Annotated in this window: 26 protein-coding genes; 20 read left to right on the plus strand and 6 right to left on the minus strand. The window is 65.8% G+C overall.

What is annotated here, in order from left to right; genetic code table 11:
- Genes AC25MA_RS03945 through pilG form a run of 3 tightly spaced genes read right to left on the minus strand, consistent with a single transcriptional unit; the run spans position 1 to position 1,366 of the window.
- Positions 1-555, minus strand: coding sequence for a chemotaxis protein CheW (locus AC25MA_RS03945; protein WP_028688351.1), 555 nt, complete (start codon positions 553-555; stop codon positions 1-3).
- Positions 552-917 carry a twitching motility response regulator PilH gene (gene pilH / locus AC25MA_RS03950; RefSeq protein WP_028688352.1) on the minus strand — a complete coding sequence of 122 codons (366 nt, stop codon included), beginning with the start codon at positions 915-917 and terminating at the stop codon, positions 552-554. Before pilH ends, AC25MA_RS03945 begins: the two co-directional genes overlap by 4 nt.
- A 47-nt stretch (positions 918-964) precedes the next feature.
- Positions 965-1,366 carry a twitching motility response regulator PilG gene (gene pilG, locus AC25MA_RS03955; RefSeq protein WP_088851757.1) on the minus strand — a complete coding sequence of 134 codons (402 nt, stop codon included), beginning with the start codon at positions 1,364-1,366 and terminating at the stop codon, positions 965-967.
- 185 nt (positions 1,367-1,551) lie between these two features.
- On the opposite strand from pilG, the gene gshB reads away from it, so the two are divergent.
- The 14 genes from gshB (at position 1,552) to AC25MA_RS04025 (ending at position 15,491) form a co-directional block, all read left to right on the plus strand.
- Positions 1,552-2,505 (plus strand): glutathione synthase, encoded by a 954-nt coding sequence (gshB, locus tag AC25MA_RS03960; RefSeq protein ID WP_069016037.1) that lies wholly within the window; start codon positions 1,552-1,554, stop codon positions 2,503-2,505.
- Positions 2,506-2,595: 90 nt separating this feature from the next.
- Positions 2,596-3,495, plus strand: a complete 900-nt coding sequence (locus AC25MA_RS03965; protein ID WP_241411131.1) for an energy transducer TonB — start codon at positions 2,596-2,598, stop codon at positions 3,493-3,495.
- A 174-nt stretch (positions 3,496-3,669) separates the two neighbouring features.
- Positions 3,670-4,239, plus strand: a complete 570-nt coding sequence (locus AC25MA_RS03970) for a YqgE/AlgH family protein (RefSeq protein WP_028688356.1) — start codon at positions 3,670-3,672, stop codon at positions 4,237-4,239.
- The gene (gene ruvX, locus AC25MA_RS03975) at positions 4,239-4,664 is read left to right on the plus strand and encodes a Holliday junction resolvase RuvX (protein WP_028688357.1); all 426 of its coding nucleotides are present in this window, start codon (positions 4,239-4,241) and stop codon (positions 4,662-4,664) included. Before AC25MA_RS03970 ends, ruvX begins: the two co-directional genes overlap by 1 nt.
- A gap of 51 nt (positions 4,665-4,715) precedes the next feature.
- Positions 4,716-5,240, plus strand: coding sequence for a bifunctional pyr operon transcriptional regulator/uracil phosphoribosyltransferase PyrR (pyrR, locus tag AC25MA_RS03980; protein ID WP_486971801.1), 525 nt, complete (start codon positions 4,716-4,718; stop codon positions 5,238-5,240).
- Positions 5,241-5,252: 12 nt separating this feature from the next.
- The gene (locus AC25MA_RS03985) at positions 5,253-6,257 is read left to right on the plus strand and encodes an aspartate carbamoyltransferase catalytic subunit (protein WP_028688359.1); all 1,005 of its coding nucleotides are present in this window, start codon (positions 5,253-5,255) and stop codon (positions 6,255-6,257) included.
- Positions 6,254-7,525 carry a dihydroorotase gene (locus AC25MA_RS03990; RefSeq protein WP_028688360.1) on the plus strand — a complete coding sequence of 424 codons (1,272 nt, stop codon included), beginning with the start codon at positions 6,254-6,256 and terminating at the stop codon, positions 7,523-7,525. The genes AC25MA_RS03985 and AC25MA_RS03990 overlap by 4 nt, the downstream gene beginning before the upstream one ends.
- A 201-nt stretch (positions 7,526-7,726) precedes the next feature.
- The gene (gene hslV / locus AC25MA_RS03995; RefSeq protein WP_028688361.1) at positions 7,727-8,257 is read left to right on the plus strand and encodes an ATP-dependent protease subunit HslV; all 531 of its coding nucleotides are present in this window, start codon (positions 7,727-7,729) and stop codon (positions 8,255-8,257) included.
- A 76-nt stretch (positions 8,258-8,333) separates the two neighbouring features.
- Positions 8,334-9,677: an ATP-dependent protease ATPase subunit HslU gene (gene hslU / locus AC25MA_RS04000; RefSeq protein ID WP_062360228.1), complete on the plus strand. Its 1,344-nt coding sequence runs from the start codon at positions 8,334-8,336 to the stop codon at positions 9,675-9,677.
- Positions 9,678-9,764: 87 nt separating this feature from the next.
- Positions 9,765-10,142, plus strand: a complete 378-nt coding sequence (locus AC25MA_RS04005; RefSeq protein ID WP_011536058.1) for a gamma-butyrobetaine hydroxylase family protein — start codon at positions 9,765-9,767, stop codon at positions 10,140-10,142.
- Positions 10,143-10,478: 336 nt separating this feature from the next.
- The gene (phaC, locus tag AC25MA_RS04010) at positions 10,479-12,158 is read left to right on the plus strand and encodes a class II poly(R)-hydroxyalkanoic acid synthase (RefSeq protein WP_028688363.1); all 1,680 of its coding nucleotides are present in this window, start codon (positions 10,479-10,481) and stop codon (positions 12,156-12,158) included.
- Between the two features lie 64 nt (positions 12,159-12,222).
- Positions 12,223-13,074, plus strand: coding sequence for a poly(3-hydroxyalkanoate) depolymerase (phaZ, locus tag AC25MA_RS04015; RefSeq protein WP_062360233.1), 852 nt, complete (start codon positions 12,223-12,225; stop codon positions 13,072-13,074).
- Between the two features lie 115 nt (positions 13,075-13,189).
- Positions 13,190-14,872: a class II poly(R)-hydroxyalkanoic acid synthase gene (gene phaC, locus AC25MA_RS04020; protein ID WP_028688365.1), complete on the plus strand. Its 1,683-nt coding sequence runs from the start codon at positions 13,190-13,192 to the stop codon at positions 14,870-14,872.
- 4 nt (positions 14,873-14,876) lie between these two features.
- Positions 14,877-15,491 carry a TetR/AcrR family transcriptional regulator gene (locus tag AC25MA_RS04025; RefSeq protein WP_028688366.1) on the plus strand — a complete coding sequence of 205 codons (615 nt, stop codon included), beginning with the start codon at positions 14,877-14,879 and terminating at the stop codon, positions 15,489-15,491.
- Positions 15,492-15,578: 87 nt separating this feature from the next.
- Here the strand turns inward: AC25MA_RS04025 and AC25MA_RS04030 are convergent, their stop codons facing one another.
- The 3 genes from AC25MA_RS04030 to AC25MA_RS04040 all read right to left on the minus strand — a co-directional run bounded on the left by AC25MA_RS04030 (position 15,579) and on the right by AC25MA_RS04040 (position 17,215).
- Positions 15,579-16,322 (minus strand): phasin family protein, encoded by a 744-nt coding sequence (locus AC25MA_RS04030; protein ID WP_028688367.1) that lies wholly within the window; start codon positions 16,320-16,322, stop codon positions 15,579-15,581.
- A 10-nt stretch (positions 16,323-16,332) separates the two neighbouring features.
- A complete protein-coding gene (locus AC25MA_RS04035) occupies positions 16,333-16,755 on the minus strand; it encodes a phasin family protein (protein ID WP_062360237.1) in 423 nt (140 codons plus the stop codon).
- Positions 16,756-16,939: 184 nt separating this feature from the next.
- Positions 16,940-17,215 (minus strand): polyhydroxyalkanoic acid system family protein, encoded by a 276-nt coding sequence (locus tag AC25MA_RS04040; RefSeq protein ID WP_062360240.1) that lies wholly within the window; start codon positions 17,213-17,215, stop codon positions 16,940-16,942.
- A 125-nt stretch (positions 17,216-17,340) separates the two neighbouring features.
- On the opposite strand from AC25MA_RS04040, the gene ubiE reads away from it, so the two are divergent.
- From ubiE to AC25MA_RS04070, 6 genes are all read left to right on the plus strand, one after another.
- The gene (gene ubiE / locus AC25MA_RS04045; RefSeq protein WP_028688370.1) at positions 17,341-18,111 is read left to right on the plus strand and encodes a bifunctional demethylmenaquinone methyltransferase/2-methoxy-6-polyprenyl-1,4-benzoquinol methylase UbiE; all 771 of its coding nucleotides are present in this window, start codon (positions 17,341-17,343) and stop codon (positions 18,109-18,111) included.
- Positions 18,111-18,734, plus strand: a complete 624-nt coding sequence (locus AC25MA_RS04050) for a ubiquinone biosynthesis accessory factor UbiJ (RefSeq protein ID WP_182321849.1) — start codon at positions 18,111-18,113, stop codon at positions 18,732-18,734. Before ubiE ends, AC25MA_RS04050 begins: the two co-directional genes overlap by 1 nt.
- Complete coding sequence (gene ubiB, locus AC25MA_RS04055; protein ID WP_028688372.1) at positions 18,731-20,344, plus strand: ubiquinone biosynthesis regulatory protein kinase UbiB; 1,614 nt, start codon at positions 18,731-18,733, stop codon at positions 20,342-20,344. The genes AC25MA_RS04050 and ubiB overlap by 4 nt, the downstream gene beginning before the upstream one ends.
- A gap of 73 nt (positions 20,345-20,417) precedes the next feature.
- Positions 20,418-20,810, plus strand: a complete 393-nt coding sequence (gene hisI, locus AC25MA_RS04060; protein WP_011536069.1) for a phosphoribosyl-AMP cyclohydrolase — start codon at positions 20,418-20,420, stop codon at positions 20,808-20,810.
- Between the two features lies 1 nt (position 20,811).
- Positions 20,812-21,147 (plus strand): phosphoribosyl-ATP diphosphatase, encoded by a 336-nt coding sequence (locus AC25MA_RS04065; RefSeq protein ID WP_028688373.1) that lies wholly within the window; start codon positions 20,812-20,814, stop codon positions 21,145-21,147.
- Positions 21,148-21,311: 164 nt separating this feature from the next.
- Positions 21,312-21,584, plus strand: a complete 273-nt coding sequence (locus tag AC25MA_RS04070; protein ID WP_028688374.1) for a twin-arginine translocase TatA/TatE family subunit — start codon at positions 21,312-21,314, stop codon at positions 21,582-21,584.

Consider the following 21,584-nt stretch of genomic DNA (forward strand, 5'->3'; position numbering starts at 1 on the left):
CTACAACGCCACATCGAGAAAACCCGGGGCCTGTGCCAGGGCGAACGGGCTGAAGATCGCCCAATTGCGTTCACGGGGGAAATGGCCCTGCACGAAGGGCGTGGCCGCGCGAATCAGCGGTTGCGGCGGCGACAGCTCGAGGCTGCTCAGGGCGAAGTGCTGCAGGCCGACCACCTCGTCCACCAACAGCCCGGCGAACAGCTCCTCATGGTCCAGCACCAGCACCCGCCGTTGCTTGCCCGCCGCCGCCGGGCCGAGACCGAAGAACGCGCACAGGTCCATCACCGGCAACAGCCGCCCGCGCAGGTTGGCCACCCCGCGGACCCACGGCTGCACCCCCGGCACCCGGCTGCTGCGGGGCTCGCGCAGCACCTCGGCAACCTCGCCCATGGGCGCGACGAACCACTGCCCGGCAATGCGAAAGCCGATGCCGCTCCACTGCTGCAGGCGGGTGTCCTGCGGTGGCTGGTCGGCCACCAGCAGGCGGCAGCGCCGGTCGATGTCCAGCAACAGCTCGAAGGCGGTCAGCGACGCGCCCTGGGGCCGGGTGGTCAAGCGCCGAGCACTTCTTTCAACTTGGCGATCAGAGCCTCCTCCTCCACCGGCTTGGTCAGGAAATCGCGGGCGCCCTGACGCTGGGCCCAGATTCGGTCGGTTTCCTGGTCCTTGGTGGTCACCACTATCACCGGAATGGCGCTGGTTTCCGGGTCCTTGCTCAGTTGCCGGGTGGCCTGGAAGCCGTTCATGCCAGGCATGACGATGTCCATCAGCACGGCATCGGGTTTCTCCTGGCGGGCCAGGGCCACGCCGTCGGCGCCATTGTCCGCCTTGAGCACCCCATAGCCGCTTTTCTCCAGCCATTCGGTCAATCTGTACATCTCTGTCGGCGAATCGTCGACAATCAGAATTCGGGCCATGCTGTTTCCCCATCAGGAAATAGAGACGCCGTCCGGCGAGGGCGGCGTCAGGGTGCGTGTGGGTCCTGCGCGGCGAAACCGGGCACGCTGGCACGGATCGCGTCGAGCAGTTCTTCCTTGCTGAACGGTTTGGTCAGGAACTGGTCGGAGCCGACCACCCGGCCGCGGGCCTTGTCGAACAGGCCATCGCGGGAAGACAGCAGGATCACCGGGGTGTCCTTGAACGTATTGTTGTGCTTGATGATGGCGCAGGTCTGGTAACCGTCAAGGCGCGGCATCAACACATCGACGAAGATGATCCGGGGCTTGTGATCGACGATCTTGGCCAGGGCGTCGAAGCCGTCACTGGCGGTGATCACCTCGCAGCCGGCCTCGCCGAGCAACATCTGCGCGGTGCGGCGGATCGTGCGGGAGTCGTCGATCACCATCACCTTCAGGGGTTGGTCCATAGTTGCGCTTCTGCCTGGGAGCGAATTCGCCAAAAGGCCGTGCAGGCCATGTGCCTGGCCTTTTTAACACAGTCCAGAGGGCCATTCCATCCGCCCGCCCCTTGACCGTGGGCGCGCCCGGCGCCACCCTGAGCCACTTTTCTTTCGTGCCATCGCGGCCACCCGCCGCCAAGAGGAACTACCCCATGAGCGTTCGCCTCGGGATTGTCATGGACCCCATCGCGTCCATCTCCTACAAAAAGGACAGCTCGCTGGCCATGCTGCTGGCCGCCCAGGCCCGTGGCTGGAGCCTGTTCTACCTGGAACAGCGCGACCTGTACCAGGCCCAGGGCAAGGCCCGCGCGCGGATGCGCCCGCTCAAGGTGTTCGCCGACCCGGCCCGCTGGTTCGAGCTGGACGAGGAGCAGGACAGCCCGCTGGCCGAGCTGGACGTGATCCTGATGCGCAAGGACCCGCCCTTCGACATGGAGTTCGTCTACAGCACCTACCTGCTGGAGCAGGCCGAGGCCGAAGGCGTGCTGGTGGTCAACCGCCCGCAGAGCCTGCGCGACTGCAACGAGAAGCTGTTCGCCACGCTGTTCCCGCAGTGCACGCCGCCGACCCTGGTCAGCCGCCGCCCGGATATCATCCGCGCCTTCGCCGCCGAGCATGGCGACGTGATCCTCAAGCCGCTGGATGGCATGGGCGGCACCTCGATCTTCCGCCACCGGGCCGGCGACCCCAACCTGTCGGTGATCCTCGAGACCCTGACCGCGCTCGGCGCCCAGCAGATCATGGCCCAGGCCTACCTGCCGGCGATCAAGGACGGCGACAAGCGCATCCTGATGATTGACGGCGAGCCGGTGGACTACTGCCTGGCGCGCATTCCGGCCAGCGGCGAGACCCGCGGCAACCTGGCCGCCGGCGGACGCGGCGAAGCCCGGCCGCTGAGCGAGCGCGACCGCTGGATCGCCGCCCAGGTCGGCCCGACCCTGCGCGAGAAGGGCCTGCTGTTCGTCGGCCTGGACGTGATCGGCGACTACCTCACCGAAATCAACGTCACCAGCCCGACCTGCATTCGCGAGATTGATGCTGCCTACAACACCGACATCGGCGGCCGTTTGATGGACGCCATTGATCGCAAGCTGCAGGCGCGCTGACCGCCGACACGTGGCAAACCCGCGGAGTGGGGTATGATGCCGGTCCTTTTTCGCTGACCTGCGCCCTGTTTCGCGGTTGCTGGATACCTGATGACGCTGCCTGCCGACATCCCCGCCGACCTGCTGCCACCCCGCGTTCGCCCGGTGGACAGGCTCGGCTTCACCCTGTTCCTGGCCGCCCTGGTGCACCTGGCGCTGATCCTGGGCGTGGGCTTCACCGTGGTCAAGCCGGCCGACATCCGCCACACCATGGACATCACCCTGGCCACCTTCAAGAGTGAGAAGGCGCCCGAGAAGGCCGACTTCCAGGCCCAGGACAACCAGCAGGGCAGCGGCACCCTGGAAAAAAAGGCGGTGCCCAAAACCACCGAGGTCGCGCCGTTCCAGGACAGCAAGATCAACAAGATCACCCCGCCGCCGGCGGCGAAACCAGAGACCCCGCCCGCACCGGCGAAGTCCGTGGTCGCCACCCAGGCGCCGAAAACCCAGAAGGTCGAGCCCAGGCCGAAGGAAAGCAAGCCGCAGCCCAAGCCCGAGGCCAAGGTGCCGGACTTCGACAGCTCGCAGCTGTCCAGCCAGATCGCCAGCCTCGAGGCCGAGCTGTCCCATGAGCAGCAGCTGTATGCCAAGCGCCCGCGCATCCATCGCCTGAACGCCGCCTCGACCCTGCGCGACAAGGGCGCCTGGTACAAGGAAGAGTGGCGCAAGAAGGTCGAGCGCATCGGCAACCTCAACTACCCCGAGGAGGCCCGGCGCCAGCAGCTGTACGGCAGCTTGCGGATGATGGTGTCGATCAACCGCGACGGCTCGTTGTACGAAGTGCTGGTACTGGAATCGTCGGGCCAGCCGGTGCTGGACCAGGCGGCCCAGCGCATCGTGCGCCTGGCGGCGCCATTCGCGCCGTTCACCGGCGACCTGGCGGAGTTCGACCGCCTGGAGATCATCCGCACCTGGCGCTTTGCCCGCGGGGACAAGCTGTCGAGCAACTGACCCGTAGAAGCTGCTGACAATATCGTGGGAGCGGGCTTGCCCCGCGATCGCGTCCGTCTTGCCACTGCGCAATCCTGATCTGACGCCATCGCGGGGCAAGCCCGCTCCCACGGGAGTACCAACAGCCCTCCGCGCACCTTGCCAGCCTCGCCACCTGGCGCCACACTAGCGGTCATGAAAACCCTCGCCCCCAGCTACCTCAAGCACCAGTTCCTGATCGCCATGCCGCACATGGCCGATCCGAACTTTGCCCAGACCCTCACCTACATCGTCGAGCACAATGCCCACGGCGCCATGGGCCTGGTGGTCAATCGCCCGCAGGAGCTGAACCTGGCCGACATCCTCGAGCAGTTGCGCCCGGACGACGAGCCGCCCGCCAGCACCCTGCATATCCCGATCTACCAGGGTGGCCCGGTGCAGACCGACCGCGGTTTCGTGCTGCACAGCAACGACCGCAGCTACCAGGCCACGGTCGAGCTGGAGGGCCTGTCGCTGTCCACTTCCCAGGACGTGCTGTTCGCCATCGCCACCGGCGATGGCCCGCGCAAGAGCCTCATCACCCTGGGCTACGCGGGTTGGGAAGCCGGCCAGCTGGAGGCGGAGCTGGCCGACAATGCCTGGCTCAACTGCCCCTTCGACCCCGAGATCATCTTTGGCCTGGCCAGCGACCAACGCCTGGGCGCCGCCGCCGCGAGCCTGGGGATCAACCTCAGCCTGCTGACCAGCCAGGCGGGCCACGCCTGATGGCCGAACTGCGTCTACTGCTGGGCTTCGACTATGGCACCCGACAGATCGGCGTGGCCGTCGGCCAGGTGATCACCGGCCAGGCCCGCGAGCTGTGCACGCTCAAGGCCCAGAACGGCGTACCGGACTGGAACCAGGTCGAGAAGCTGATCAAGGAATGGAAACCCGACGCGATCGTTGTCGGCCTGCCGCTGAACATGGACGGCACGCCCAGCGAGATGAGCGAACGCGCCGAGAAATTTGCCCGGCGCCTGCACGGCCGCTACAACCTGCCGGTGCACACCCACGACGAACGCCTGACCACCTTCGAGGCCAAGGGCGAGCAGATGGCCCGAGGCGGGCGCCACGGCAGCTACCGCGATAACCCGGTCGACGCCATCGCCGCCGCCCTGCTGCTGCAAGGCTGGCTGGAGGCCAACACTTAAATCCGCTTTGCCGCCGGCTGGAGCCGGCGCCCGCCTTCCGAGGAGCACGCAATGAGCCTACCCAATCCCGCCGATCTGATCCGGCAGATGGCCGTCGACCTTCGCGCCCACCTGGCCCGCCGCGGCATCAGCGAGCCGCGCTTCATCGGCATCCGCACCGGCGGCGTGTGGGTGGCCCAGGCCCTGCTGGCCGAGCTGGGCGACCAGGGCCCGCTGGGCACCCTGGATGTGTCCTTCTACCGCGACGACTTCAGCCAGAACGGCTTGCACCCGCAGGTGCGCCCTTCGGAGCTGCCGTTCGAGATCGAAGGCCAGCACCTGGTGCTGGTAGACGACGTGCTGATGAGCGGGCGCACCATCCGCGCCGCCCTCAACGAGCTGTTCGACTATGGCCGTCCGGCCAGCGTGACCCTGGCCTGCCTGCTCGACCTGGATGCCGGCGAATTGCCGATCCGGCCGAATGTAGTCGGCGCCACCCTGTCCCTGGCCGCCCATGAACGGGTAAAATTGACCGGACCCACGCCGCTCGCCCTCGAGCGCCAGGACCTCGCTCCCGCTCCCGCTTCCGCCCTTTAAGAGTCCCCCGCGATGACGCCACTCGACGCCAAGCGCCCGCTGCAGCTCAATGACCAGGGCCAGCTGCGCCACTTCCTCTCGCTCGACGGTTTGCCCCGCGAACTGCTCACCGAGATCCTCGACACCGCCGACTCGTTCCTCGAAGTCGGCGCCCGGGCCGTGAAGAAAGTCCCGTTGCTGCGCGGCAAGACCGTGTGCAACGTGTTCTTCGAGAACTCCACCCGCACCCGCACCACCTTCGAACTGGCGGCCCAGCGCCTGTCGGCCGACGTGATCAGCCTGAACGTGTCGACTTCCTCGACCAGCAAGGGCGAGACCCTGTTCGACACCCTGCGTAACCTGGAGGCCATGGCCGCCGACATGTTCGTCGTGCGCCACTCCGATTCCGGCGCCGCCCACTTCATCGCCGAGCATGTGTGCCCGGACGTGGCAGTAATCAATGGCGGTGACGGCCGCCACGCCCACCCGACCCAGGGCATGCTCGACATGCTCACCATTCGTCGGCACAAGGGCGGCTTCGAAAACCTCTCCGTGGCCATCGTCGGCGACATCCTGCACTCGCGGGTGGCGCGCTCGGACATGCTCGCGCTCAAGGCGCTGGGCTGCCCGGACATCCGCGTGATCGGCCCGAAGACGCTGATCCCGATTGGTATCGAACAATACGGGGTGAAGGTCTACACCGACCTCGCCGAAGGTCTCAAGGATGTCGACGTGGTGATCATGCTGCGCCTGCAGCGCGAGCGCATGGCCGGCGGCCTGCTGCCCAGCGAGGGCGAGTTCTACCGCCTGTTCGGCCTGACCACCTCGCGCCTGGCCGGGGCCAAGCCGGATGCCATCGTCATGCACCCGGGTCCGATCAACCGCGGCGTGGAAATCGAATCGGCGGTGGCCGACGGCCAGCACTCGGTGATCCTCAACCAGGTCACCTACGGCATCGCCGTGCGCATGGCCGTGCTGTCCATGGCCATGAGCGGGCAGAACGCGCAACGTCAATTCGACCAGGAGAACGCCCAGTGACCATCAGCATTATCGGCGCCCGGGTCATCGATCCTGCCAGCGGCCTGGACCGCATCACCGACCTGCACCTGGACGGCGGGCGCATCGCCGCCATCGGCGCGGCGCCGGCCGGTTTCAACGCCAGCCGCACGATCCAGGCCGACGGTCTGGTAGCCGCGCCGGGCCTGGTCGACCTCGGCGTCTCCCTGCGCGAGCCGGGCTACAGCCGCAAGGGCAACATCGCCAGTGAAACCCGCGCAGCCGTGGCTGGCGGCGTCACCAGCCTGTGCTGCCCACCGCAGACCAAGCCGGTGCTGGACACCTCGGCAGTCGCCGAACTGATCCTCGACCGCGCCCGCGAGGCGGCCAACAGCAAGGTTTACCCGATAGGCGCCCTGACCAAGGGCCTGGAAGGCGAGCAACTGGCCGAACTGGTGGCCCTGCGCGACACCGGTTGCGTGGCCTTCGGCAACGGCCTGAAGGAAATCCCCAACAACCGCACCTTGGCCCGCGCCCTGGAATACGCGGCGACCTTCGACCTGACCGTGGTGTTCCACTCCCAGGACCGGGACCTGGCGCAAGGCGGCCTGGCCCACGAAGGCCCCATGGCCAGCTTCCTCGGGCTGCCGGGCATCCCGGAAACCGCCGAGACCGTGGCCCTGGCCCGCAACCTGCTGCTGGTCGAGCAGAGTGGCGTGCGCGCCCACTTCACCCAGATCACCAGCGCCCGCGGCGCCCGGTTGATCGCCCAGGCCCAGGCGCTGGGGCTGCCGGTCACCGCCGATGTGGCGCTGTACCAGCTGATCCTCACCGACGAAGCGCTGCGCGACTTCTCCAGCCTGTACCACGTGCAGCCGCCGCTGCGCACCGCCGCCGACCGCGATGGCCTGCGCGAGGCGGTGAAGTCCGGGGTGATTCAGGCGATCAGCAGCCATCACCAGCCTCACGAGCGCGATGCCAAGCTGGCGCCGTTCGGTGCCACCGAGCCGGGTATCAGCAGCGTCGAGCTGCTGTTGCCGCTGGCCATGACCCTGGTCGAGGACGGCCTGCTCGACCTGCCAACCCTGCTGGCACGCCTGAGCAGCGGCCCGGCTGCCGCGATGCGCTTGCCGGCCGGCGAGCTGAAGGTGGGTGGCGCCGCGGACCTGGTGCTGTTCGATCCGAACGCGTCCACCGTGGCAGGCGAGCAGTGGTTCTCTCGCGGTGCGAACTGCCCGTTCATCGGCCACTGCCTGCCGGGCGCGGTGCGTTATACCTTGGTCGATGGGCACGTCTGCCACGAGGCCTGAGTAACGCCTATCGCGGGGCAAGCCCGCTCCCACGCAGGAGCTCCCACGCAAGGTCGACCTGGCGTGGGAGCGGGCTTGCCCCGCGATGGAGCCGGCAAAGACCTGAAACAACCATTCATCCCCGCTGGTTGAAATCCTTCCCCCCTCCCCCCATATGAGTCTGCATCAGGCATTTTCGCCCCGCTGCGTGGAGACTCTCCCTTGACTACCATCGTTTCTGTCCGCCGTAACGGCAAAGTCGTCATGGGCGGCGACGGCCAGGTTTCCCTCGGCAACACCGTGATGAAAGGCAACGCCAAGAAAGTCCGTCGCCTGTACAACGGCCAGGTCATCGCCGGCTTCGCCGGTGCCACCGCCGATGCCTTCACGCTGTTCGAACGCTTCGAAGCCCAGTTGCAGAAACACTCCGGCCATCTGGTGCGCGCCGCCGTCGAGCTGGCCAAGGAATGGCGTACCGACCGTACCCTGAGCCGCCTGGAAGCCATGCTGGCCGTGGCCAACAAGGACGCCTCGCTGATCATCACTGGTAACGGCGACGTGGTCGAACCCGAGGACGGCCTGATCGCCATGGGTTCCGGCGGTGCCTACGCCCAGGCCGCGGCCCGCGCCCTGCTGAACAAGACCGACCTCTCGGCCCGTGAGATCGCCGAGACAGCCCTGAACATCGCCGGCGACATTTGCGTGTTCACCAACCACAACCTGACCATCGAGGAGCAGGACCTGGCCGAGTGATCAGCTGTTCTGGCGCCCCATCCCGGTGATGGGGCTTTTCCACGCTGACCCACTTTGCCGAAGGACCACATTCATCATGTCCATGACCCCCCGCGAAATCGTTCACGAACTGAACCGCCATATCATCGGTCAGGACGACGCCAAGCGCGCCGTCGCCATCGCCCTGCGCAACCGCTGGCGGCGCATGCAGCTCCCTGCCGAGCTGCGTGCCGAAGTGACGCCCAAGAACATCCTGATGATCGGCCCCACCGGTGTCGGCAAGACCGAAATCGCCCGCCGCCTGGCCAAGCTGGCCAACGCGCCGTTCATCAAGGTCGAGGCGACCAAGTTCACCGAAGTTGGCTACGTTGGCCGTGACGTCGAGTCGATCATCCGCGACTTGGCCGACGCCGCGCTGAAGATGCTGCGCGAGCAGGAGATCGTGCGCGTGCGCCACCGCGCCGAGGACGCCGCCGAAGACCGTATCCTCGACGCCCTGCTACCGCAGGCGCGGGTCAGCAGCTTCAGCGAGGAAGCCCAGCAGTCCAGCACCGACTCCAACACCCGCCAGCTGTTCCGCAAGCGCTTGCGCGAAGGCCAGCTGGACGACAAGGAAATCGAGATCGAAGTCGCCGAGAACATGGGCGTCGAGATCGCCGCGCCGCCCGGCATGGAAGAGATGACCAACCAGCTGCAGAGCCTGTTCGCCAACATGGGCAAGGGCAAGCGCAAGAGCCGCAAGCTGAAGGTCAAGGACGCCCTGAAGATGGTCCGCGACGAGGAAGCCGGCCGCCTGGTCAACGAGGAAGAGCTCAAGGCCAAGGCCCTGGAAGCGGTCGAGCAGCACGGCATCGTGTTCATCGACGAGATCGACAAGGTGGCCAAGCGTGGCAACGTCGGCGGCGCCGATGTCTCCCGTGAAGGCGTACAGCGCGACCTGTTGCCGCTGATCGAGGGCTGCACCGTCAACACCAAGCTGGGCATGGTCAAGACCGACCACATCCTGTTCATCGCCTCCGGCGCGTTCCACCTGAGCAAGCCAAGCGACCTGGTGCCCGAGCTCCAGGGCCGCCTGCCAATCCGTGTCGAGCTCAAGGCGCTGACCCCGGAAGACTTCGAGCGCATCCTCAAGGAGCCGCATGCCTCACTGACCGAACAGTACAGCGCCCTGCTCAAGACCGAGGGCCTGAACATCGAGTTCGCCGACGAAGGCCTCAAGCGCCTGGCCGAGATCGCCTACCAGGTCAACGAGAAGACCGAGAACATCGGTGCCCGCCGCCTGCACACCTTGCTCGAGCGCCTGCTCGAAGAAGTGTCGTTCAGCGCCGGCGACCTGGCCAGCGCCCACGACGAGACGCCGATCCACATCGACGCCGCCTACGTAAACAGCCACCTGGGTGAGCTGGCGCAGAACGAAGACCTGTCGCGCTATATCCTGTAAGACCGCTGGGGGCTGCTTTGCAGCCCCCTTGCACAATCCCCTGAATCTCCCGAAGCTTGCACCATCAGCTCACCAGAGATTCCAGCCATGGCCCGCCTCCCCACCGCCATCAACCTGCACAAAGCCTCCAAGACCCTCACCCTCACCTACGCCCCCGGCGAGGTCTACCACCTGCCCGCCGAATTCCTGCGCGTGCATTCGCCGTCCGCCGAGGTCCAGGGCCACGGCAATCCCATCCTGCAATTTGGCAAGATCAACGTCGGCCTCAGCGGTCTGGAACCGGCCGGTCAATATGCACTGAAACTGACCTTCGACGATGGCCATGACTCCGGATTGTTCACCTGGGAGTACCTCGAGCAGCTGTGCCTGCGCCAGGAGCAGCTGTGGGCCGAGTACCTCGACGAATTGCACAAGGCCGGCAAATCCCGCGACCCGTCCGAATCGGTAGTGAAATTGATGCTCTAGCTCAAGGCTCGCAGGCTTTAGAGCGCATTTTCTAATCTCATCTGCTTGAATGCCTTGATGACAGCCAAAGATTGGCTGTCTTGCGCATTACACGAAAGTCGGGTAACCAATGGAGCTGGCAAGTTCCCTGCATCGCCTTGAAGGCAGGCAGGGCCGGGCCGGTATGTAGAGGTCGCGAGCGAAAGCAGGTTGTCTTCACACGCAGAAACCCACGCAGCTCATCATCGGCACGCATCCGGTCGCAGCACCGCTGTTCCTTATCACTGGTCACCCGAGTAGCAGTACCGGGCTGTCACAGCACACCGGTACTCGTCTCAGGACAACGGAGCGTCGTAGATGAGTAACAAGAACAACGATGAGTTGCAGCGGCAGGCCTCGGAAAACACCCTGGGGCTGAACCCGGTCATCGGCATTCGCCGTAAGGATCTGCTGACATCGGCGCGCACGGTGCTGCGCCAGGCAATACGCCAGCCCTTGCACAGCGCCAAGCACGTGGCGCATTTCGGCCTGGAGCTGAAGAACGTGCTGCTGGGCAAGTCGGCCCTGCAGCCCGAAGGCGACGACCGTCGCTTCGCTGACCCGGCGTGGAGCAAGAACCCCCTGTACCGCCGCTACCTGCAGACCTACCTGGCCTGGCGCAAGGAGCTCAACGACTGGATCAGCGAAAGCGACCTGTCGCCCCAGGACATCAGCCGCGGGCAGTTCGTCATCAACCTGGTGACCGAGGCCATGGCCCCCACCAACACCCTTTCCAACCCCGCCGCGGTCAAGCGCTTCTTCGAGACCGGCGGCAAGAGCCTGCTCGACGGGCTGTCCAACCTGGCCAAGGACATCGTCAACAACGGCGGCATGCCCAGCCAGGTGAACATGGAGGCCTTCGAGGTCGGTAAAAACCTCGGCACCAGCGAAGGCTCGGTGGTGTACCGCAACGATGTGCTGGAGCTGATCCAGTACAGCCCCATTACCGAGCAGGTGCACAGCCGTCCGCTGCTGGTGGTACCGCCCCAGATCAACAAGTTCTACGTGTTCGACCTGAGCCCGGAAAAGAGCCTGGCACGCTTCTGCCTGCGCTCCCAGCAGCAGACCTTCATCATCAGCTGGCGCAACCCGACCAAGGCTCAGCGCGAGTGGGGCCTTTCGACCTACATCGACGCGCTCAAGGAAGCAGTCGACGCGGTGCTGGCGATCACCGGCAGCAAGGACCTGAACATGCTTGGCGCCTGCTCCGGCGGCATCACCTGCACCGCGCTGGTGGGCCACTACGCCGCGCTCGGCGAGAAAAAGGTCAACGCCCTCACCCTGCTGGTGAGCGTGCTCGACACCACCGTCGACACCCAGGTCGCGCTGTTCGTCGACGAGCAAACGCTGGAGGCGGCCAAGCGCCACTCCTACCAGGCTGGCGTGCTCGAAGGCAGCGACATGGCCAAGGTATTCGCCTGGATGCGCCCCAACGACCTGATCTGGAACTACTGGGTCAACAATTACCTGCTCGGCAACGAACCGCCGGTGTTCGACATCCTGTTCTGGAACAACGACACCACCCGCCTGCCGGCCGCCTTCCACGGTGATCTGATCGAGATGTTCAAGAATAACCCGCTGACCCGCCCCGACGCCCTCGAGGTGTGCGGCACCGCCATCGACCTGAAGAAGGTCGACTGCGACATCTACAGCGTCGCCGGCACCGCCGACCACATTACCCCGTGGCAGTCGTGCTACCGCTCTGCGCACCTGTTCGGCGGCAAGATCGAGTTCGTGCTGTCCAACAGCGGCCATATCCAGAGCATCCTCAACCCGCCGGGCAACCCCAAGGCACGCTTCATGACCGGCGAGGACCGCCCGGACGACCCGGTGGCCTGGCAGGAGAACGCCATCAAGCACGCCGACTCCTGGTGGCTGCACTGGCAGGCCTGGCTGGGCGAGCGCGCCGGCGAACTCAAGAAGGCGCCTACAAAGCTGGGTAACCGCACCTATACCGCAGGCGAGGCCGCACCGGGAACATACGTGCACGAGCGTTGAACCGAACCGCCGCGATGGGCCAGTCGGCGCATCGCGGCGCTACCTTCACCACAGAGTCACGCGCATGCCGCAACCGTACATCTTCAGGACCGTCGAGCTGGACGATCAGTCCATCCGCACCGCGGTCCGCCCGGGCAAGCCACACCTGACGCCGTTGCTGATCTTCAACGGCATCGGCGCCAACCTCGAGCTGGTATTCCCTTTCATCGAGGCGCTGGACCCGGACCTGGAAGTCATCGCCTTCGACGTACCCGGGGTCGGCGGCTCGTCGACGCCGCGCCACCCCTACCGCTTTCCCGGCCTGGCCAAGCTGACCGCGCGCATGCTCGACTACCTGGACTACGGCCAGGTCAACGTCATCGGTGTGTCCTGGGGCGGCGCCCTGGCCCAGCAGTTCGCCTACGACTACCCGGAGCGCTGCAAGAAGCTGGTGCTGGCCGCCACCGCCGCCGGCGCGGTGATGGTACCGGGCAAGCCCAAGGTGCTGTGGATGATGGCCAGCCCAAGGCGCTACGTGCAACCCTCCCATGTGATCCGCATCGCCCCGCTGATCTATGGCGGCGGCTTCCGGCGCGACCCTGAGCTGGCCATGCACCACGCCTCCAAGGTCCGTTCGGGCGGCAAGCTGGGCTACTACTGGCAACTGTTCGCCGGACTCGGATGGACCAGCATCCACTGGTTGCACAAGATCCACCAACCCACTCTGGTGCTGGCCGGCGACGACGATCCGTTGATCCCATTGATCAACATGCGCTTGCTGGCCTGGCGAATTCCCAATGCCCAGCTACACATAATCGACGACGGCCACCTGTTCCTGATCACCCGGGCCGAAGCCGTCGCGCCGATCATCATGAAATTCCTCGAGCAGGAACGCCAACGCGCGGTCATGCACCCCCGGCCAGCGGCAAGGGGGTAGGAAGGCTTTTTTATGCGTCAGCACAGGCTAGTTGCAGCCAAGCCCAGTGCGCCTTCGCGCGGGCGAGCCCGCGACGAGGCCAACGCGGAAATGGATCTGACGAAGGAGTGTTGGCATGAAGGACAAACCGGCCAGAGGGATGACACCGGTCCCCGCCACGAGCATGAACGTGCAGAACGCCATCACCGGCCTGCGCGGTCGCGACCTGATCTCGACCCTGCGCCAGGTCGGCCGGATCGGCCTGCGCAACCCGCTGCACACCGCGCACCATCTGCTGAGCCTGGGCGGCCAGCTGGGCCGTGTGCTGATCGGTGACAGCGCCTATCAACCCCACCCCCGCGACGCGCGCTTCAGCGACCCGACTTGGAGCCAGAACCCGTTCTACCGTCGCGGCCTGCAGGCCTACCTGGCCTGGCAGAAGCAAACTCGCCTGTGGATCGAGGAAAGCAGCCTGACCGACGATGACCGCGCCCGGGCGCAGTTCCTGTTCAACCTGGTCAGCGACGCCTTCGCGCCGAGCAACTCGCTGCTCAACCCGCTGGCGATCAAGGAGCTGTTCAACACCGGCGGCCTGAGCCTGCTGCGCGGGGCCAGCCACCTGCTCGACGACCTGCGCCACAACGATGGCCTGCCGCGCCAGGTGGACGAACGGGCCTTCGAAGTCGGTGGCAACCTGGCCGCCACCCCCGGCGCGGTGGTGTTTCGCAACGAGCTGCTGGAACTGATCCAGTACAAGCCCATGAGCGAGAAACAGTACGCCCGGCCATTGCTGGTGGTACCGCCGCAGATCAACAAGTTCTACATCTTCGACCTCGGCCCGACCAACAGCTTCGTCCAGTACATGCTCAAGCAGGGCCTGCAGGTGTTCATGGTCAGCTGGCGCAACCCTGACCCGCGTCACCGCGAATGGGGCCTGTCCAGCTACGTGCAGGCCCTGGAGGAGGCGCTCAACGCCTGCCGCAGCATCAGCGGCAGCCGTGATCCCAACCTGATGGGCGCCTGCGCCGGCGGCCTGACCATGGCCGCCCTGCAGGGCCACCTGCAGGCCAAGAAGCAACTGCGCAAGGTGCGCAGCGCCACCTACCTGGTGAGCCTGCTCGACAGCCATTTCGACAGTCCCGCCAGCCTGTTCGCCGACGAGCAGACCATCGAGGCGGCCAAGCGCCGCTCGTACCAGCGCGGCGTGCTGGACGGCGGCGAAGTGGCGCGCATCTTCGCCTGGATGCGCCCCAACGACCTGATCTGGAACTACTGGGTCAACAACTACCTGATGGGCAAGACCCCGCCGGCGTTCGACATCCTCTACTGGAACGCCGACAACACCCGCCTGCCCGCCGCCCTGCACGGCGACCTGCTGGACTTCTTCAAGCTCAACCCGCTGACCTTCCCCGAAGGCCTGGAAGTGTGCGGTACACCTATCGACCTCAAGCAGGTCGGGCTGGACAGTTTCACCGTGGCCGGCAGCAACGACCACATCACTCCGTGGGACGCGGTCTACCGCTCGGCGCTGTTGCTCGGTGGCGACCGACGTTTCATCCTGGCCAACAGTGGGCATATCCAGAGCATCATCAACCCGCCCGGCAATCCCAAGGCCTACTACCTGGAAAACCCCAAGCTCTCCAGCGACCCGCGGGCCTGGTTCCACGATGCCCAACGGCGCGACGGCAGCTGGTGGCCGTTGTGGCGGGAATGGATCAGTGAGCGCTCCGGCACGCTGAAGGCGCCACGCGAGGAACTGGGCAACGCCACCTATCCACCGCTGGGCCCCGCGCCGGGCAGCTACGTATTGGCGCGCTGACCGGATGAAGACCCGCGACCGTATCCTTGAATGTGCCTTGCAGCTGTTCAACCGCCAGGGCGAGCCGAACGTCTCGACCTTGGAGATCGCCAATGAACTGGGGATCAGCCCCGGCAACCTGTACTACCACTTCCACGGCAAGGAGCCGCTGGTGATCGGCCTGTTCGAGCGTTTCGAAGAGGAGCTGATGCCACTGCTCGATCCGCCCCTGGATGTGCGCCTGGACGCCGAGGACTACTGGCTGTTCCTGCACCTGATCGTCGAGCGCATGGCCCAGTACCGCTTTTTGTTCCAGGACCTGTCCAACCTCACCGGGCGCCTGCCCAAGCTGGCGCGGGGCATGCGCAGCCTGATCAACGCCCTCAAGCGCACCCTGGCGGCGTTGCTGGCCAGCCTCAAGGGCCAGGGCCAGGTGACCAGTGAGACCCAGGCGCTGGGGCAACTGGTGGAGCAGATCACCCTGACCCTGATGTGCTCGCTGGACTACCAGCGGGTGCTGGGGCGCGAGGGCGATGTGGGGGTGGTGGTATACCAGGTGATGATGCTGGTGGCGCCGCATCTGCAGGCACCGGCGCGCAGGGCGGCGGAGCAGTTGGCGATGCGCTATCTGGAAGGCTGAAACGATCACGGGGCAAGCCCACCCCCACGCGTCCTGTGCAGGCTTCGTGGGAGCGGGCTTGCCCCGCGATCAGGGCGACGCGGTGTGTCAGGCCTGGGTGGCCGCGTTCACCGGTGCCGACGGCGTGCTGCTGGCCGGGGCCGCGCTCGGAGCCGGAGCCGCGGTGGCGGCGGGCGCCGGAGCGGCCGGCTTGGCTGCCGCAGGCTTGGTCGGAGTCGCTTTCTTCACGGCCGGCTTTTTGGCCGCAGTGGGTTTGGCAGCGGGTTTGGCCGCCGCTGGCTTGGCTGCCGGTTTAGCCGCCGCGGTTTTCGCCGCAGGCTTGGCCGCCGGTTTGGCCGCAGCGGTCTTGGCCGCAGGCTTGGCTGCCGCCTTGGCCAAGGGCTTGGCCGCGGTCTTGCTGGCACTGGCCTTGGAGATCGGGGTCACCGACGCGCCGGTCAGCTTCTCGATCTGCTTGGTCAGCGAGTCGACCTGCTGGTGCAGGGCCTTGATCTCATTGCGGCTGGGCACGCCCAGGCGCGAGATGGCGCTGTTCAAGCGCTTGTCGAAGGCCTCTTCCAGCTCGCTCCACTTGCCCAGCGCGCGGTCCTTCACGCCAGACACCCGGGAGTTGGTCGACGACTTGGCGCTTTCGGCCACGTCTTCGGCGGTTTTCTTCGCCTGCTTCTCAGCCTTTTCGCCATCCTTCACCAGCGAATCGAACAGCTTGGGACCGTCCTGGTCGATCTTGGAGTAGATACCCAGGCCAGCCAACCAGATCTTGCGGGAATACTTCTCGATTCCGCCGATCCAGGAACTGCCTTCTTTCTCGGTGTTCTTCTTGCCAGCCATCCTGCTCTCCTTATGGTTTGTGCGCGACGCGCTCGAGCAGCTCATGCAGCTGTTCAAGCTTGATGGACAACGCCTCAACGTCATGTTTAGACGGAATGCCGAGGCGATTCAAGGCGCGACCGACACGGGCGTCGAAGGCTTTCTCGATTTTGTCCAGCTGGACCTCGACCTTGCCGCGTACCCGGCTGACTTCCTGGGTGGCTTCGTCGAGATGGCCGTTGGCGGCTTCGATCTCTTTACCCAGGCGCTTCCTGCCGCGTTTTTCGACGCCTTCGCCGGCCTTCACCAGCTCCTTGAAGTAGTCGGAACCTTCCTGGCCGACGCGGGCGTAGGCACCGATGCCCGCCAGCCAGATCTTGCGGGCGTAGCCGCGCACCTCACCCAGGGTACTGCCTTGGGCGTCGTCTTTCTGCTTGAGATTCACTTTGGCCATGCTCTGCACCTCATGCTCGTTCAAGGGAGGGAGGAACTGCCCTGGGAGGCAGGGCTTGAGCGTGAAGGTAGGCGGAAAAATTAGAATCCTCACCCTAAGGTGGGCCGTATTGCCGCTTCAGGCCTGCTGGATGTAGGCGCGGCCTTGTGCCACGCCTACAAGGGATCGGGACGGTACGGGCGAATCAGGCCAGTGCCTTGTCCAGCGCCCGCTCGATCTCGCCCTTGATGCTGGCGCTCATCATCGACAGCATCATGCCCAGCTTCAGCTCGACGCGGATGGTGTCCTCGCCAATGTGCACGCTGCCATTGGCACCACTGCGCGTCACATCGACGCGGTCGCCGTTCCAGGTGGCCTTGAGGTCGTATTCGCGGCTGAGCCTGTCGACCAGCGCCTCGGCCTTGGCACGGGCGGCGTCACGGCCGAGGGAGTGTTTGCGTTCGACGCTGATCTGGGTCATGCGGGTGATCCTGGATATGAAGACATAATCGCCATTATGCCCGCCCCCTCTGCATGACACACCCCGCCAAGACAAATCCGCCCGCAGCCCCTAGAATGGCCGTAATTTTTTTCTGGTGAAGCGATATGACCGACCAGCGCAAAGGCGACCACGCCGAACCCACTACCCACTTCGGCTACCAGGACGTGCCCGAGAGCCAGAAGGCGAAGAAAGTCGCCGAGGTGTTCCACTCGGTGGCCGCCAAGTACGACCTGATGAACGACGTGCTGTCCGGCGGCATGCACCGCCTGTGGAAGCGCTTCACCATCGAGCTGTCCGGCGTGCGCAGCGGCAACCGGGTGCTGGACATCGCCGGTGGCACCGGCGACCTGGCCGCCAAGTTCTCGCGCCTGGTCGGCCCGACCGGCCAGGTGGTGCTGGCCGACATCAACGACTCGATGCTCAAGGTCGGCCGTGATCGCCTGCTCGACCGCGGCGTGGCCGGCAACATCGAGTTCGTCCAGGCCGACGCCGAGAAGCTGCCGTTCCCGGACAACCACTTCGACTGCGTGACCATCGCTTTCGGCCTGCGCAACGTGACCCACAAGGACGAAGCCATCCGTTCCATGCTGCGGGTGCTCAAGCCTGGTGGCCGCCTGTTGATCCTGGAGTTCTCCAAGCCGACCAACAAGTTGATGTCCAAGGCCTACGACGCCTATTCGTTCGCCTTCATGCCGCTGGCCGGCAAGCTGATCACCAACGACGCGGAAAGCTACCGCTACCTGGCCGAATCGATCCGCATGCACCCCGACCAGGAAACGCTCAAGAGCATGATGGTCGAGGCTGGCTTCGACCGCGTCACCTACCACAACATGACCAGCGGCATCGTCGCCGTGCACCGGGGGATCAAGCCCTGATGCTCCTGGCCGGCCTGCTCGCCAGCGCCGAGCACGGGCTCAACCGTGTCCTGCGCCTGGACAGCACCGCCCTCCCGCGCCTGGCGGCGCTGGAGGGCCGGGTGATCGAGATCGACTGCGTGCAGCCGGCCCTGAAGGTGTTCGTGCTGCCCGACGAGGAAGGCCTGATGCTCGCCGCCCACTGGGAGGGCGAGGTCGACTGCACCCTGCGTGCCCCCGCCGGGCGCCTGGCGCAGCTGGCCCTGGCCAAGGACAAGACCGCCGTACTGCACAGCCCCCAGGTCGAACTGCATGGCGACAGCGCCGTGCTGCTCGACCTGTTCGGCATCGTGCAAGACCTGGAGCTGGACTGGGAATACGAGCTGCAGCGCTGGCTGGGCCCGGTGCCCACCGCGCTGATCGCCGGCCACCTGCGCCTGCGCGCGCGCTGGACCCGCCAGGGTCTGGCCCGTTTCGGCGAGAACCTCTCCGAGTACCTGGCCGAGGAATCCCGCACCCTGGTCGGCAAACGCGAAGCCGAAGCGGCGTTCAGCGAGCTCGATGCGCTGAAAGTCGACATCGAACGTCTCGAGGCGCGCCTGCGCCGCCTCGCCCACACTCTTGATACCAGCGATAACGCATGAAGCTGCTCGCCGTCCGCCGTCTGTTGCGCATCCAGCGCGTCGTGATCCGCTACCGCCTCGATGACCTGCTGTTCGAACAGCCCCTGCTGCCCTGGTGGCTGGCCAGCCTGCGCCTGCTGATGCCCTGGCGCTGGCTGCCGCGCAAGCCCCTGGAGCTGAGCCGCGGCGCGCGCCTGCGCCTGGCGCTGCAGGACCTGGGGCCGATCTTCATCAAGTTCGGCCAGTTGCTCTCCACCCGCCGCGATCTGCTGCCCACCGACATCGCCGACGAGCTGATGCTGCTGCAGGACCGGGTACCGCCGTTCGACCCGCAGCACGCCGTGGCGCTGATCGAGGGACAGCTCGGGGCTAAGGTGGCCGAGGTGTTCAGCCGCTTCGACGTCGAGCCGCTGGCCTCGGCCTCGGTGGCCCAGGTCCACGCCGCGCGGCTCAAGAGCGGCGAGGAAGTGGTGGTCAAGGTGGTGCGCCCGGGCCTCAAGCCAGTCATCGCCCAGGACCTGGCTTGGCTGTTCCTGATCGCCAAGGCCGCCGAACGCGCCTCGGCCGATGCCCGTCGCCTGCACCCGGTGGAGATCGTCGGCGACTACGAGAAGACCATCTACGACGAGCTCGACCTGCTGCGCGAGGCGGCCAACGCCAGCCAGTTGCGGCGCAACTTCGAAGGCTCCGAGCTGATGTACGTGCCCCAGGTGTACTGGGACTTCTGCCGGCCCAAGGTGCTGGTGATGGAGCGGATCTACGGCGTACCGGTCACCGACATGGTCACGCTGGCGGACCAGCGCACCGACATGAAGATGCTCGCCGAGCGGGGTGTGGAAGTGTTCTTCACCCAGGTGTTCCGCGACAGCTTCTTCCACGCCGACATGCACCCGGGCAACATCTTCGTCAGCACGGTCAAGCCATGGAGCCCGCAGTACATCGCCATCGACTGCGGCATCGTCGGCAGCCTCACCGCCGAGGACCAGGACTACCTGGCCCGCAACCTGATCGCCTTCTTCAAGCGCGACTACCGCCGCGTGGCCCAGTTGCACATCGATTCGGGCTGGGTGCCGGCGCAGACCAAGGTCAACGAATTCGAGGCGGCGATCCGCACCGTGTGCGAGCCAATCTTCGAAAAGCCGTTGAAGGACATCTCCTTCGGCCAAGTGCTGATGCGCCTGTTCCAGACTGCCCGGCGCTTCAACATGGAAGTCCAGCCGCAGTTGGTGCTGCTGCAAAAGACCCTGCTGAATATCGAAGGCCTGGGCCGCCAGCTTTATCCCGACCTGGACCTGTGGAGCACCGCCAAGCCGTTCCTCGAACGCTGGATGCGCGAGCGCATGAGCCCGAAGGCGGTTATCGGCAACCTGTACAGCCAGGCCGAGCAGTTGCCGCACCTGGCCGACATGACCCGCGACCTGCTCGAGCGCCTGTCGCAACCGCACCTGCACGATGCGCAACTGCCCGAGCGACGCCGCGCCGGCGACAACTGGGCGCTGCGCCTGCTCGGTGCCGGCCTGCTCGGCGGCGGAGCGACGCTGGCCGCCGGCGCCGTCAGCCTCAGCGCCCCGGCCACCTGGCCGGCGTGGCTGATGCTGGCCGCGGGCCTGTACCTTATCGTGCGCCGATAGCCAGCCGCGCCGTCGGCTGGCACACTAGCGTACAGGGGCCCGGTACGGGAGCGGGCCTGGTTTGGAGTCGACGATGAAAGACTGGCTGGACGAGATCAAGTGGAACAGCGATGGCCTGGTGCCGGCGATCGCCCAGGACCACAAGACCGGGCGCGTGCTGATGATGGCCTGGATGAACCGTGAATCCCTCGCCCTGACCGCCGCCGAGCATCGCGCCATCTACTGGTCGCGCTCGCGGGGCAAGCTGTGGCGCAAGGGCGAAGAGTCGGGCCATGTGCAGAAACTGCATGAAATGCGCCTGGACTGCGACGCCGACGTGATCATCCTGATGGTCGAGCAACTGGGCCATATCGCCTGCCATACCGGCCGCGAAAGCTGCTTCTACCGCGTCTTCGAGGACGGCCAGTGGAAAACCGTCGACCCGGTCCTGAAGGATCCGAACGCCATCTACAGCGCAGGACACTGACATGAGCGACACCCTGAACCGCCTCGCCGAGGTGCTGGAAGAACGCAAGCACGCGGCGCCGGACAGCAGCTACGTGGCCAGCCTGTATCACAAGGGCCTGAACAAGATCCTCGAGAAGCTCGGCGAAGAGTCCATCGAGACCATCATCGCCGCCAAGGATGCCGCCGTCAGCAAGGATTACAGCGATGTCATCTATGAAACCGCAGACCTGTGGTTTCATAGCCTGGTCATGCTCAGCGCGCTCGGCCAGCATCCGCAGGCGGTGCTCGACGAGCTGGAGCGTCGGTTCGGATTGTCCGGGCATGATGAGAAGGCTGCGCGTCAGCCGTCTGCCTGAAGATTGCCGGGGGCGCGTTGCGCCCCTTTCCGACCGGTCCGACGCCTCGGCAAGGCCGCTCCTACAGGGGGCCGCGTCGCCTGAACGATTCGCTGAACCCTGTGATGGGCTGCAAGGCAGCCCCAGGGCCCGATAGACCGACACACATTTTTCAGGAGTACGAAATGGGCATTTTTGACTGGAAACACTGGATCGTCCTGCTGGTCGTCGTGGTGCTGGTGTTCGGCACCAAGAAACTGAAGAACTTCGGCAGCGACCTGGGCGAATCGATCAAGGGCTTTCGCAAGGCCATGAACGAAGAAGAAACCAAGCCCGCCGAGCAGACCCCGCCGCCGGCCCAACCGGTTCCGCCGGTGCAGAACACCGCGCAGCAGGCCCAGGGCCACACCATCGAGGGCCAGGCCCAGCCGGTCCAAGAGCCACAGCGGAAAGACTGA

The sequence above is a fragment of the Pseudomonas sp. P65(2024) genome (genome assembly GCF_057480955.1).

Bases quoted from the DNA above. Each gene is read 5' to 3' on its own strand.
- AC25MA_RS04065 (WP_028688373.1), top strand. From the start codon at position 20,812: ATGAGCGACACCCTGAACCGCCTCGCCGAGGTGCTGGAAGAACGCAAG.
- ruvX (WP_028688357.1), top strand. From the start codon at position 4,239: ATGGCCGAACTGCGTCTACTGCTGGGCTTCGACTATGGCACCCGACAG.
- pyrR (WP_486971801.1), top strand. From the start codon at position 4,716: ATGAGCCTACCCAATCCCGCCGATCTGATCCGGCAGATGGCCGTCGAC.
- AC25MA_RS04035 (WP_062360237.1), bottom strand. From the start codon at position 16,755: ATGGCCAAAGTGAATCTCAAGCAGAAAGACGACGCCCAAGGCAGTACC.
- ubiE (WP_028688370.1), top strand. From the start codon at position 17,341: ATGACCGACCAGCGCAAAGGCGACCACGCCGAACCCACTACCCACTTC.
- gshB (WP_069016037.1), top strand. From the start codon at position 1,552: ATGAGCGTTCGCCTCGGGATTGTCATGGACCCCATCGCGTCCATCTCC.
- AC25MA_RS04005 (WP_011536058.1), top strand. From the start codon at position 9,765: ATGGCCCGCCTCCCCACCGCCATCAACCTGCACAAAGCCTCCAAGACC.
- AC25MA_RS03970 (WP_028688356.1), top strand. From the start codon at position 3,670: ATGAAAACCCTCGCCCCCAGCTACCTCAAGCACCAGTTCCTGATCGCC.
- AC25MA_RS04025 (WP_028688366.1), top strand. From the start codon at position 14,877: ATGAAGACCCGCGACCGTATCCTTGAATGTGCCTTGCAGCTGTTCAAC.
- phaC (WP_028688363.1), top strand. From the start codon at position 10,479: ATGAGTAACAAGAACAACGATGAGTTGCAGCGGCAGGCCTCGGAAAAC.
- AC25MA_RS03985 (WP_028688359.1), top strand. From the start codon at position 5,253: ATGACGCCACTCGACGCCAAGCGCCCGCTGCAGCTCAATGACCAGGGC.
- pilG (WP_088851757.1), bottom strand. From the start codon at position 1,366: ATGGACCAACCCCTGAAGGTGATGGTGATCGACGACTCCCGCACGATC.
- hisI (WP_011536069.1), top strand. From the start codon at position 20,418: ATGAAAGACTGGCTGGACGAGATCAAGTGGAACAGCGATGGCCTGGTG.
- AC25MA_RS04040 (WP_062360240.1), bottom strand. From the start codon at position 17,215: ATGACCCAGATCAGCGTCGAACGCAAACACTCCCTCGGCCGTGACGCC.
- AC25MA_RS03965 (WP_241411131.1), top strand. From the start codon at position 2,596: ATGACGCTGCCTGCCGACATCCCCGCCGACCTGCTGCCACCCCGCGTT.
- AC25MA_RS04030 (WP_028688367.1), bottom strand. From the start codon at position 16,322: ATGGCTGGCAAGAAGAACACCGAGAAAGAAGGCAGTTCCTGGATCGGC.
- phaC (WP_028688365.1), top strand. From the start codon at position 13,190: ATGAAGGACAAACCGGCCAGAGGGATGACACCGGTCCCCGCCACGAGC.
- AC25MA_RS04050 (WP_182321849.1), top strand. From the start codon at position 18,111: ATGCTCCTGGCCGGCCTGCTCGCCAGCGCCGAGCACGGGCTCAACCGT.
- pilH (WP_028688352.1), bottom strand. From the start codon at position 917: ATGGCCCGAATTCTGATTGTCGACGATTCGCCGACAGAGATGTACAGA.
- phaZ (WP_062360233.1), top strand. From the start codon at position 12,223: ATGCCGCAACCGTACATCTTCAGGACCGTCGAGCTGGACGATCAGTCC.
- ubiB (WP_028688372.1), top strand. From the start codon at position 18,731: ATGAAGCTGCTCGCCGTCCGCCGTCTGTTGCGCATCCAGCGCGTCGTG.
- AC25MA_RS04070 (WP_028688374.1), top strand. From the start codon at position 21,312: ATGGGCATTTTTGACTGGAAACACTGGATCGTCCTGCTGGTCGTCGTG.
- hslU (WP_062360228.1), top strand. From the start codon at position 8,334: ATGTCCATGACCCCCCGCGAAATCGTTCACGAACTGAACCGCCATATC.